This is a genomic window from Ureaplasma zalophigenitalium (assembly GCF_025780055.1).
Lineage (GTDB): Bacteria > Bacillota_I > Bacilli_A > Mycoplasmatales > Mycoplasmoidaceae > Ureaplasma > Ureaplasma zalophigenitalium.
This window is the reverse complement of record NZ_JAOXHJ010000001.1, coordinates 131,758-143,967: the sequence shown is the minus strand read 5'-3', so window position 1 is coordinate 143,967 and position 12,210 is coordinate 131,758. Positions and strand designations below refer to the sequence as shown.

Below are 12,210 nucleotides of genomic sequence, written 5' to 3'. Positions count from 1 at the left end.
GTGTGTTTTTTGTTTTTAATTAATTATCTACTGATAATTTTTGGAGCAATGAACTAATTTCCTCGTTTGTAATTTTTGCTATTTGCAGACGTAATAATTCGATTGTGTTTGCCTTCATTAGAACCAAATCACCTGATCCATATAAATTATGTAGTCAATTATGAGGAGAAATTAGCGTTGATTCATACTCGTTGTTTAATTTTAAAATGGCAATATTTTCAAACATACCTTTAAAAGCGCTTGTTTGTTCGTTAACTATTTCTGTACCCAAGACGATTAAACAACCGATACTTGGTGCTAATGCGATTAAATTTTGTAATAAAACAATAAATTTTTCTTTATAGGGACTATCTAAAATGTGAGCAAATTCACTGAAAACAATTAGGCTCATTTTGTAAGCTTGTTGTGACATATGGTTCAGTTCGAATAAATTATCAACACCCTTGTTTTGCATTGTTTTTTTAATGTCATTGAATTTTAACTGTAAACTACGTAAATCCTCAATAACCTCGGCCGGATCTGACGTATCTGTAATTTTGCGCGTATGTATTAAATTGGTAAAAGTTTTAGTTAATTTAGTTTTTGCATCAAATAAATACAACTCAATCTCAGAGGATTTATGCGTTAATAGACAGCCCATTATTATATTGGATAATAACATTGCACGGCCAGAACCCTTTGCTGAACCATAAACAATTAAATTGCCATCTAGTTGGTTTGATCAGACCACTTCTCTTTCGTGGTCCTTCCCGTAGATTAAATTGAAATTTTCTCATTCCTGTTCATCTAATAATTTAATTTCATTTTTTAAACTAAAAGAACTCGTTAATTTAGTGCTAGACACTTGAAGGGCTAAATCTTTGTTTTGCTGATATAAATTAACACGTAAATCTGTTTCTTGAGCGGTTAAAATTTGGATTAATTCTAAATTATGTTGCGAAATAAATGTTGGGATATCAATATTTTTTAATGAGTAAACCACTTCTGCCATAGAAAAGTATGTGCGTTTTGTAATTATTTTTACTTCAATGCCATTCGCTTTTGCATACTGATTAAAACGGAAGTCAATTTTGTTAATCATATTATTTAGTTCATGATAATAATCTTGTTCACCATCAAAAACCACTTTTTCATCCTGCAATTTCTTTTGTTCTTCAAAAATATCATTCATTGATAAGGTGAATTTTTGCGTACGCTTAAAAGTACTTGGTGTTTGGTTGGTAAGAGTTTTTTCGGATGAGTGATTCACGGATTTAACAGCGGTTGAGTCTGCTAATTTCGGTGTTAGTAAATCTTCTTGGTGGTCAGCTGCTTTAGTGACACCTATATCAAATGCTTGGGGTATATTGATTGTTTGTCCAGATTTCCAGCTCGTTGACATTTGGTTTTGTTGTGTTAATTTTGGGTGTGTATCCATTACACTCGGTGTACCTGTTCTTGTTGAAGTGTGATTAACAGGTTGTTCATCTACTTCCTTATTTCTCGTTTCGTCAGAATAATTATTATCTGCTGTTACTACAGGAGCAACTAAAGGTGTTGTCTCTCGAGTCTCTTGAATATTAATATCAGGTTGTTCGTTAACAGGTTCTTGTGTTTCAGCGTTTTCGCTCACATTAACACTGTGGTCTACTAATTCAAATTCTTTTTTGTATTCTTTATTAACGTTTTTAATTAATTTATTAATCATTCGTAATTTAGCATTGTAAAATCAACGCTTATTGCGCACAGAATATAAAATAAAGATAATTAATAAAATACTTAATATAAAACTTAGTAAAACTACCATGAAAATGACTACGTATTGAGTGTATAAATCTAGATTAATGAAACCAGATACACCCCCAAAAGCAAAATCAAACAATGAAAAGTAGTATTGGGTGTGCGATATAGCAACTATAAAATTAACTTTTCACAAATTTGTAAAAATCTGTGTATAGCTACCATCTAGAAAAATATAATCAGTTTGTTTTAAAACTAAATTAGATATATATCCTAAAAATATGCTTAGAAGAATCGGACTTAAAACATAAAATCAAATTGTAAATCGGTTGAATATTTTACAGCGCAGTTTTTTGGACCACCAAAACAGCGCTAATAAAAGTAGAATAAAGTAAATTAAGTATCTACTAAACCCAAAGAAATATTCGATAACATAATCAATAACGGATGTAAAGTATGGCACTTTAACAATCGTCATTAACAACAAAAGTAATAAGCTAACATAAATCAGAATACGTCATTTTAAATGCAACTGTTTTTTTTGTTTACGCATTTTTTTAGTCGTTTTTTTGTGAGTAGTTTCCACAGTGTTAGTTTGGTTCATAACTAAGCCTCGTAATAATCAATAATCGTTGGTAAAACAAGAGGGCGTTTATTAAATTTCTTCTCAAACAATTTCGCTAACTGGCGACGAGTATTGTTTTTCGTTTCTTTCATATTCAAACGTTTCTGTTTGTCATAAACAATACATTCCGCTAAAGATGCTTTAAAAGTTTCTTCAATTTCTTTAACAACTTCGTTTGTTGATTTATTTTTATTGATTACTCCGAAGTATTTAAAATCAATAAAATCAATTAAACGTTGGTGTTTTTTATCAAAAGCCATTGTTAAAATAATTATACCGTTTTCCCCCATTTGTCGACGCTCATACAAGATTCCTTCTCCTACATCTAGGGTATTGAAATTAGAAATCATTTTTTCAACTAAATGAATTGTCTCGACTTCTTTTTCTAAATTTTTATCAACAATTGATTTAATTTGTCCATTATCTAAACTAATAATATTATCAGGCAAAACCTTTGTCGTTTTTAAAGTTTCTACAAATTTCATTTCTGTTTTGTATAAACCCCCAATGGGAACAACGTATTTTGGGTTCATAACATTTACAAAATGCTTAATATCTTCATCGCAGGCTTGCATTGGTAAAACTGTTTTAGGTAGTGTGAAATAAGGAATATTTAATTTGTGAACACGATCTGATAAATCAGCTGCTAATGACTCATATCCCGGAGTAATTCCTACACCTAAAACTAAACTATCCTTCTCATTTAAATGTACTATTTTATCTTCATCATCTAAAATTTTATTTAAACGAGCGAATAGATTATCTTGGTTCTCAATAATAACAACAATTGCATTGTCATTCTTGTTGATTTCACTAATTGGTAGAGAAATCAAATTTTTTGGTGAGTATAAACGTTGTCGAATAATTCCATTAAAAACATTAATGAATGTTTGAGAATAAATAATAAATGGACGATTAGTTTGTTTAGCTAAAGTTGCTAGGCTAAAAATAGTGTAAACATCATGGGCATAACAACCGACAAACATTCTATTTTCTGTTTTTGATAAAACATCTTCATAAAATCCTTTGTTGCGGTGGTGCGGTGCTGTTAAACCCTTCTTGCCTGCATTATTCATACCCATAATAACTGCTAAAGTGTTGTTACGCAAAATTTGATGAGCATTGATTACTTGCGATTCAAACGTTTTATTTTTATCGTTTGAAATGATAAAATCATCGACATAAACAATGTTGCCATCTTTTGTTTTTAAAACAAAAGCGAGTGAATTAGGAATTGAATTAGTAACTTTAAAAGCATTAATTGTTAAGTTACCAACTTTTAGATCTTCAAATGTTTTGACTTGTATAATGTTGGGTTTGACAAGTTTATTGTTCATTTTCGTTTCGAACATTTTTTCAATGACAATAGCTCCAATAGGAGATGTATAAATTGGTAGATTATAATCTGTTTGTGCCAATAAAAGTTTTAACCCCATTAAATTATTGTAAACTGGCGTAGCAATAAAGACACCTCTAATTCGTTTCACATTTTTTTGCAAATAACTATAGTCAGCAACAATATTGTTTACTCCATACATGTTATTATCAGGTAATTTTGCTCCTGCATTAAAAATAAAAATTTCGTTATCAATATCTAAAACGAAACAATTTTTCCCTTTTTCATCTTGTCCACCAAGTGCTAGTAATTTAATTTTTGCCATATTTTCTACCTCATTAAGTAATATAAATAAATTTTTATAAGTAAAAATAACATTCTCTCCGGTTATTAAAATAAAGGAGATGAGTTAAATGCGAGTTATTCAACAAACAAATAAGAATGAATGCGGTGTTTGCGTTATCACTATGATGTTCAATCATTTGTATCAACAAAAAATAAGTAAAATCAATGTTCTTGAAAAAGCATTTCTTTCTGAAGAGGGGATGAATTTAAATGAATTCGAACGACTAGCCGCAGATTTTAGCTTAACTGCTGAATCCTATAGATGCAACCTTGATGAATTATTAGACAAGCATACTGGAGAATATATTGTCTTGCTAGTTAAAAACGAGGGGCAAAACCATTTTATAGTTGCTCAACTACATAGTCGCCAGAAGGTAGCTATTTATGACCCACAAGATGGTTATCGTGAAACAGACTTTTCAAATTTACAAAAGCACTTTTTGAATGTAGCTGTATTATTTAATAAAAATAACACGCAGCCACCAAAATTTCGTTTAAAACCACTTTTTAATGATTCAAAAATTTTTGCTTGACAATTAATTATTTTTTTAATTTTTCTTGAAGGTCTTGGAATAGTTTTTTCAATTCTTAGCAGCAAATTTGTTACTTATATAATTGATTGAGGAATCGCAGAACAAGAAACTAGAAATGTGGTTATGTTGACAGTGCTTTTTAGTTTTATTTTTTTAACGAATCAGGTGCGTCAAAAACTCGTCCAAATCATCATTCATAAAAAATCTGAAGAAATAACTCTATATATTCTATATTTTACATTAAAACGACTAACAAATAAACAACAATGATTTTTTAATAAAACAAATTTGGGCGAACTATTGGGATTAGAGGAGCATATTCAGACTGTTATCAACTTCAAAATTAATGCATTAGCAAGTTTTATTAGTGCTTTGATTTTTGCTATGATAGTTAATATTTTGATGTTTAAATACAATACTCAATTGTTTGCTATTTCATTAATTATTGGAATTTTAAGTGTGTTAATTAATCTTTGGGGGTATCGTGTTAACAAACATCATCAATTAACAATTATAAAAAACAACCACAATAAACTCCTAGCTACGCAAAAGTTAATTAAGTTCATCCAAAAAGAATCTGATACAGGTAAAATGACTTACTACCTGCGCCATTTAATACAGCAAAATGAGTTAAGTGTCAAAAGTCAAAAAAAATTGCTAACTAAGCAATCGATTGTTGGTTTTTTAGCAAGTGTTACGCAAGATTACGGATATCTATTTTTAGTTTTAATAACCAGTATACTAGTAATTTATAAACAACAAAACGTTAATATCAGCAGTTTGATGTATATTATTTTTTTACATCAAAATATAAATCAAAATTACCAAAAAATATTTCACTATTTTATGTTAATTCCTAATTATAAATATGCATATGAAACGTTATATAAAATCATAGAAGTAAATAATCAGCAGAGTACCTATGGATTTCTAATTGATCAAATCAAAAGTGTATATTTATCAAAACAAAAAATATCAATTAGTAAACATACTTTAATAACTGGTCGCAACGGTTGTGGTAAAACAACGCTACTCAAGCAAATCCTCGACGGGCAAGGTGTTTTATTTAATAATCTTCCCCGCGAGCATTTAGCCAGTCATTATCTACAAGGAAAAATTATTTATTTGCCAGGGGATGCTTTAATTTTCCCGTTGAATTGACACGATTTATTAACGGATCAAGAAGTTAATAAAGACAATCGGTTAGTACAATTATTAGGAATGGCTCAAATTAATACATTGATGAATATGCACGATGAGCAGTTATGATCAACGGGACAAAGACAAATTATTAACTTTTTACGACTTTTACAAAAACGCCATGCATTAATTCTTTTGGATGAAGCGTTGGCTAATGTTAGTTTAGAAATTAAGTCTTTTATATTGCAATCCTTTATGCCTCTACTACAAACATATAATCTAGTGATCTGTGTTAGCCACGATACACAAATGAAACCTTTTTTTGAGGAAGTGATAAACCTTGACTTTTAAACATTGAAAAAAGTGTTTAATCATTGGTTTAATTATTTTGCTATGTTTAATTACCGGTTTAGTTTGTGGATTAAAAACGAATAAATATATTACTTGTCTGATTAATCCTAACAATCAGCGCCTCATTGTTTCTAAAACGATTTTTCAATTACTTAAAAAGAAAAAAACACTGACATATAAACATCAAGGAAGTTTGTATGTCAGTGCATATAAGTATAAATTTTTAAAAAACAATCAGGTTTTGCTAACATTACAAGACTTTGATTTCAAAGATAATAAGGTTGAATTATTAATCAATGAAATACCACTCATCTATAAATTAATTCTAAAATAAATCAGAAATTAGGGCAAAAAAAGTATAGGTGATAGTAGTGAGCATCAAAGCGTCAATACGATCATAAATACCTCCGTGCACCTTAAGAATGTTTGAAAAATCTTTAATAGCTAACGAACGTTTAACATAACTAAAGAAAAGATCGCCAAAGACAGCAACTATTGAAAGTAATGGTCAAAAACACATAATCAATAAAAATAAAACTAATCATGTGTTTTCTGACATAGATCATAGAAACTTCAGTCCATAAAAATCTAGAACAAAATGATTATAGATTAAATTAATACCTTGTTCGTTATTATTGCTTATTTTAGTTTTTCAAATAACTAACACACACAATAAAAACACTACTGAACTGGCCACGATTATACCTGTAATAAAACCCGCTCAAGTTTTTTTAGGAGATATTTTCGGAAATATTTTTGTTTTACCAAATAATTTACCACCAACATATGCAAAAGTATCAGTTAGAATCACTAATACTGCAATTAATGTTCAAATGATTCAACTGCGTAAAAGAATTAAATAATATATATTGCTAAAGAACAGGAAAGTAATAACAGCGATTAAAACCGCTAATATTTTCTGTTTTTTAGTTAAATTATTGTTTTTAATCAGCATTAAAGAATTAATCATTATTACGATAAAAAATAAAGCAAAGTTGATTGCTCAGTAATTTTGTGTTGACCAGAAAAAATTTTTGATCCCATTAAAATCGCGTACACCAGAATTAACGTCATAAATACGTAATAAAACAGTTGACACAATGCTTGTGTTACATACTAATAAAATTCACAACTCGTGAATAATTAGTGTTGTTTTTTTATTATTATAAAATGTTTTGTTAAATTCATAAGCGCACAAACTCATAACAATATTTAACAAAACAATTCCTGCAATTAAAAAACCTAGTTTTTCATAAAAAGAAAATCAACTATAACTATGTATTGATCAGGTATTAAAATCAGCAAAAGCATTTAGTGTAATAAAAACTAAGAAGAAAATCAGAATACCGATTCCACATAAAATGCGTGATTTGAAATCTTGTTTGCTCTTTTTGTTTACTTGGTGGTTGGGTTGAAGTTCAACAGCAGTCATATTTTAAATTGTTAAGATGTCTTTTTCTTTATTCGCAAGCAATTCTTCTATTTCTTTGTTAACTTTTTTTGTTAATTCATCCAATTTTGTTTGGAAGAATTTTTTATCATCCTCTAAAGCTGTGACATCTTTTTTGAATTCATCTTGTAAATTTTGACGAATTTTACGTACTTTAACTTTCGCTTCTTCACTAACTTGTTTAGCTTTTTTAGCTAATTCTTTTCTTAAATCTTCTGTTGGTGCAGGAAAGTTCAAACGAATCACATCCGCATCTACTAGTGGGTTAATTCCAATATTAGCAGCATTTATAGCAGTATTGATATCTTTAATACTATTTTTATCGTATGGTTTAATCATTAATGAACGTGCATCAACTACACTAATATTAGCTAATTGATTAATAGGTGTGGGTGTTCCATAATAATCAACTAAGATGCCATCTAAAATAGCTGGTGTTGCACGTCCTGTTCGCAATTTAGCAAACTCGTTGTGCATTCATTTGAAAACACTTTCTTTTTCTTCGTTCATTTGTATTTCGTAAATTTTAAAATCCATAAATTACCTCTTTATTTAATTAATGTATATTTGGTCTTATTTTTTAAAACGTTAATAATAGAGTCAGTTTTGTCTATATTAAAAACAATTGTTTCAATTTTATTTTCCTGACACAACGCTAAGGCTGTTTGGTCCATAACTTGCAAATTTTTATGCAAAGCTTCCTGGTAAGTTAGGTGTTCATAAAAAATTGCATCAGGATTAATTTTAGGGTCGGCACTGTAAACACCATCAACACCATTTTTACCCATTAAAATCAATTGTGAATTTGTTTGGGCTGCTCGTATGGCCGCACATGAATCCGTGCTAAAAAAAGGAAAACCGGTTCCACCTACAAAAATCATTACTTGATCATTCTTAATTGCTTGATTAATTGTATTAGTACTTGCATATGTTAGGAAAGCAGGTGTGTCAATTGATGATAAAACAACTGATCCAACATTATGATTCGTTAAAACATTAGCTATAGATAAACCATTAATCATTGTTGCTAGCATACCCATATTATCAGCTGTACTACGATCCATGGCTAAATCTTTTGCAATTTTGCCGCGTCAAATATTCCCGCCACCAACAACAATTGAAATTATATAATCTTTTTTTAGAACCTTAATTTGATTAGCTAGATCGTTAATTTTATTTACATCTAGAATTGAATCATCATTTGTTTTTAATGCTGCTCCCGAGATTTTAATTAAAATGTGTTTTTTATTCTGCATGTTTTCCTCCATTTATAAATTATTCAAAAAAATAGAAAGCAGAACTTTCTATTTATTAATTAATGACTATTTTTTCATTTGAGCTGCAACTTCGTCTGCAAAACTCATTTCTGGTTTCTTTTCCATACCATCACCGACTTCGTATGCAAAATAACCTATAGCATTGGTTTTATATTGTTTTAAATATCCACCAATTGTTAAACTTGGTTCTTTGAAATATGATTGATCAACTAAACAGTTTTCTTTTAAAATTTTGTTTAAACGACCTTCAACAGTTTTTTCTAAAACCATTGCTTTTTTCGCATCGTCTAGTTTACTCATTTTATTTAATGTTTCAGGGTCATTATGAACTTGGTTCGTAATAATTTCTTTTTCATTAGCTAATCATGATGGAGATACTTCATCAACGTTTAAGTATTTTGGGCGCATTGCAGCGGCATGCATTGCAACGTTTCGCGCAACTTCTGTATCCACTTTAGCGTCTAATAAGATAATCGCACCTACACGTTTGTTGTTGTGTGTGTATGATCCTAATGTTTGGTTATCATTAGCTTTTAAAACCACTCCACGACGAAAGGCGATTTTTTCGCCGATAATAGCTGTTAACTCCAATCCTGCTTCAGCAATCGGCTTGTTATTGATTTGTAATTTTTCAAAATCATCATTTGTTTCAACTTCATTCAAAGCCACTTCTAGAATTTGGTTAGCTAAAGCTAAAAATTGTTCATTTTTAGCTACAAAGTCTGTTTGAGTATTCACTTCAATCATCACTGCTTTATGATCATTTTGTTTTGTTAATACAACACCGTCTGTTGCAGCATTATTTAATTTGCTAGCAGCTTTAATTGCTCCATTTTCACGTAATCAAACGATAGCTTTTTCAATATCATTACCTGATTTATCTAAAGCCTTAATACAATCAGACATACCAGCTTGCGTACGCGCACGTAATTCTTTTACTAATTCTACTTTTGACATATATTTGTTTCCTTCTTGTATTGATATAAATCATTTTTTGATTTCTCTTTTTATATTATAAATAAAATAATGATATATTGCTATTTCAATAAACAAAAATGCAAAAAAACTGAGCTATTTTACTTAATTTAACAAAACTATAATGTTTGAAGATTATCTTTTCGATTTTTAACAAACTGCAAATATTCTAATTTGTTCACTTGTCTTGATATTTAAATGGTAAGTTAGTTTTTACTTATTATTCAAAACGAAACCTTAATACATCGTTTAAGAGAATACCAAAAATATTAAATGTATAAAAAAACCTTGTCAACGACAAGGTATAAATTAAATGGTGCGCTTGAAGAGACTTGAACTCTTACACTGCAAAGTACTAGATCCTAAGTCTAGCGCGTCTGCCATTCCGCCACAAGCGCATTAATGGTGCTCTGTGAGGGGTTCGAACCCGCGACCCACTGATTAAGAGTCAGTTGCTCTACCGACTGAGCTAACAGAGCAGAAATTCCTACCTATCAATGTTGATAGATAGGAATTTATAATCTAATGGTGCCGACTATAGGAATCGAACCCACAACCTACTGATTACAAGTCAGTTGCTCTACCTATTGAGCTAAGTCGGCATGGTGGAGTGCGAGGGGCTCGAACCCCCGACCCTCTGCTTGTAAGGCAGATGCTCTCCCAACTGAGCTAGCACTCCAGAAACAAACAATGTTGTTTTGATTAATTTTAATGGTGACCTGTACGGGATTCAAACCCGTGAATGCACGCGTGAAAGGCGTGTGTGTTAAGTCGCTTCACCAACAGGCCATGGCGGCTACAGTAAGGATCGAACTTACGACCAACCGGTTAACAGCCGGTTGCTCTACCGCTGAGCTATGTAGCCATATGCTCTTAAAAGCACTATAATATTATAGCTATTTTTTTATAAATTGTCAAGAAAAAAATAAAATATCTTTTCAAATTAATAATCGCTATCGGATGATTAAAACAATACTTTTTTCTTATTGGTTTGTTTTTTGTTAACTATCATATATAATTTTAAACTATATTTATATAATTAAATAAATAATCTTTATTTATAGATTTTTTCTTCTATTAAAATTTTTATAATTAAAAATAAGGAAGTGGTTTAATGCACAACAAAAAAAATAGATTTAGAATACCCGCCATACTAGCTGCTGTCGGTTTGGCTGGTTTTACTAGCTTGAGCATGGTTGGTTGTTTTTGAATAAAACCATATGAGCGAACTAACAAAGTTATTACCCAGGCTGTTTTTAATAACAACCGCGGATTCAAAAATGGGTACGACCATACATTGTCCTTACATTTTTTCCGAAAAAATGAATCCCAGCAAACTGTTGATCATACATATGGAACCGGTTTTATTTTGGATTTTGAACCCTATAGTGAAACTAGTAAATTACGAACATTTTACATTGCCACAAACATCCACGTAATTGCCCAAGTATCAGACGATGTTAAGTCTTGAAGTTTATCTTTAGGTAATACTGATTTAAGTACAGATAGTTTACATGATACTCAAGCTAAGTATATCCAAAATTCCTCATCTACATTGCATGGCATTAATCTTCGAAGTTGAGATAATAAGTATTCTAATCAATACGAGATATTTGTTATTGGTGATAAAACCTTGAGTAAGTATGACAATAAGGCATCTGATATTGCGGTTTTAAGAGTGCAGATTGATCAGAGTGTTTTTGAAAATCTACGGGTATTTCAGAATTTTAAACAAGCAGCTGGTATTAGTTTCTCACATTTACAAAACTACAAAAGTGTGGTAGGCATTGGTTATCCACGTTTAACTCAATTTACCGATCTAACTTTTAGTGAGTATGATATCAGCGATTTTAGAACTCATTTGTTAAACGCTAATGAACAAAACTACCGGGAAGATAATCCTGTCCAATATTATGCAAATCATAATTTAGTTAAAAAAACATATAGTAGTTATGATGTAGGCTTGCGAAACTTTAATTTAGGCGCTGGTGCTAGCGGATCCTTGATTAGCGATCAAGATGGAAATCATTTAGGAATTTATTGGGGCGGTCTAGAAATTAAAGAAAATAACCAAAAATTATTTTATGGTAATTTCACCCCGTTTTTTTATAAAAATAAACAGAATTTGTTGATTAATTATTTAACTTACTTAAGAGGGTATCAAAATGCAAAACACCTTTATCTACCAACATACTTACAAAAACATCGACAAACAAATATAACAATAAGTGAGGAAGAGTTTATTAATTTACAAAATAATTATGCAAACCATGCTATTGGTGAAATAATTAAATTAATTCAACCTTATCTGATTGAAGATTTCAACACTTTTGATGCTATTAGCGAAATTAGTTTAACTGATGAGCCTAATTATAAAACTTTGCTTTTGGTAGATCAAGACCATCAACAATTAATTTTTAAAATTCATATTAGTATAAATAAAAAAGAACCATAGTGGT

9 protein-coding genes and 6 tRNA genes are annotated in these 12,210 nt (G+C 30.1%); 3 read left to right on the top strand and 12 right to left on the bottom strand.

The annotated features are described in order from the left end of the window. Positions 1–19: 19 nt before the first annotated feature. Together OF365_RS00740 and OF365_RS00735 are read right to left on the bottom strand one after the other, a co-directional pair. Entirely contained in the window at positions 20–2,323 is a 2,304-nt protein-coding gene (locus tag OF365_RS00740) for an FtsK/SpoIIIE domain-containing protein (RefSeq protein WP_263817711.1), read from the bottom strand. 2 nt (positions 2,324–2,325) lie between these two features. Beyond that, positions 2,326–4,005, bottom strand: a complete 1,680-nt coding sequence (locus OF365_RS00735) for a ribonuclease J (RefSeq protein ID WP_263817710.1) — start codon at positions 4,003–4,005, stop codon at positions 2,326–2,328. 88 nt (positions 4,006–4,093) lie between these two features. Between OF365_RS00735 and OF365_RS00730 the strand changes: the two genes are divergently transcribed. Further along, positions 4,094–6,049 carry a cysteine peptidase family C39 domain-containing protein gene (locus tag OF365_RS00730; RefSeq protein ID WP_263817709.1) on the top strand — a complete coding sequence of 652 codons (1,956 nt, stop codon included), beginning with the start codon at positions 4,094–4,096 and terminating at the stop codon, positions 6,047–6,049. Continuing rightward, the gene (locus tag OF365_RS00725) at positions 6,039–6,383 is read left to right on the top strand and encodes a hypothetical protein (protein WP_263817708.1); all 345 of its coding nucleotides are present in this window, start codon (positions 6,039–6,041) and stop codon (positions 6,381–6,383) included. The genes OF365_RS00730 and OF365_RS00725 overlap by 11 nt, the downstream gene beginning before the upstream one ends. Here the strand turns inward: OF365_RS00725 and OF365_RS00720 are convergent. From OF365_RS00720 to OF365_RS00675, 10 genes are all read right to left on the bottom strand, one after another. Next, complete coding sequence (locus OF365_RS00720; protein WP_263817707.1) at positions 6,375–7,481, bottom strand: phosphatidate cytidylyltransferase; 1,107 nt, start codon at positions 7,479–7,481, stop codon at positions 6,375–6,377. The genes OF365_RS00725 and OF365_RS00720 overlap by 9 nt on opposite strands. A gap of 3 nt (positions 7,482–7,484) precedes the next feature. Next, a complete protein-coding gene (frr, locus tag OF365_RS00715; protein ID WP_263817706.1) occupies positions 7,485–8,036 on the bottom strand; it encodes a ribosome recycling factor in 552 nt (183 codons plus the stop codon). 11 nt (positions 8,037–8,047) lie between these two features. Then, positions 8,048–8,755 (bottom strand): UMP kinase, encoded by a 708-nt coding sequence (pyrH, locus tag OF365_RS00710; protein WP_263817705.1) that lies wholly within the window; start codon positions 8,753–8,755, stop codon positions 8,048–8,050. A gap of 66 nt (positions 8,756–8,821) precedes the next feature. Then, positions 8,822–9,733, bottom strand: coding sequence for a translation elongation factor Ts (gene tsf, locus OF365_RS00705; protein WP_263817704.1), 912 nt, complete (start codon positions 9,731–9,733; stop codon positions 8,822–8,824). A gap of 332 nt (positions 9,734–10,065) precedes the next feature. Next, positions 10,066–10,149 (bottom strand) — tRNA-Leu (locus OF365_RS00700). Positions 10,150–10,154: 5 nt separating this feature from the next. After that, a tRNA-Lys gene (locus OF365_RS00695) sits at positions 10,155–10,230 on the bottom strand. A gap of 47 nt (positions 10,231–10,277) precedes the next feature. Beyond that, a tRNA-Thr gene (locus OF365_RS00690) sits at positions 10,278–10,353 on the bottom strand. A gap of 1 nt (position 10,354) precedes the next feature. Then, positions 10,355–10,430 (bottom strand) — tRNA-Val (locus OF365_RS00685). A 33-nt stretch (positions 10,431–10,463) separates the two neighbouring features. Next, positions 10,464–10,540: transfer RNA gene (locus OF365_RS00680), tRNA-Glu, on the bottom strand. Between the two features lies 1 nt (position 10,541). After that, a tRNA-Asn gene (locus OF365_RS00675) sits at positions 10,542–10,616 on the bottom strand. 249 nt (positions 10,617–10,865) lie between these two features. On the opposite strand from OF365_RS00675, the gene OF365_RS00670 reads away from it, so the two are divergent. Further along, a complete protein-coding gene (locus OF365_RS00670) occupies positions 10,866–12,206 on the top strand; it encodes a DUF31 family protein (protein ID WP_263817703.1) in 1,341 nt (446 codons plus the stop codon). Positions 12,207–12,210 lie beyond the last annotated feature (4 nt).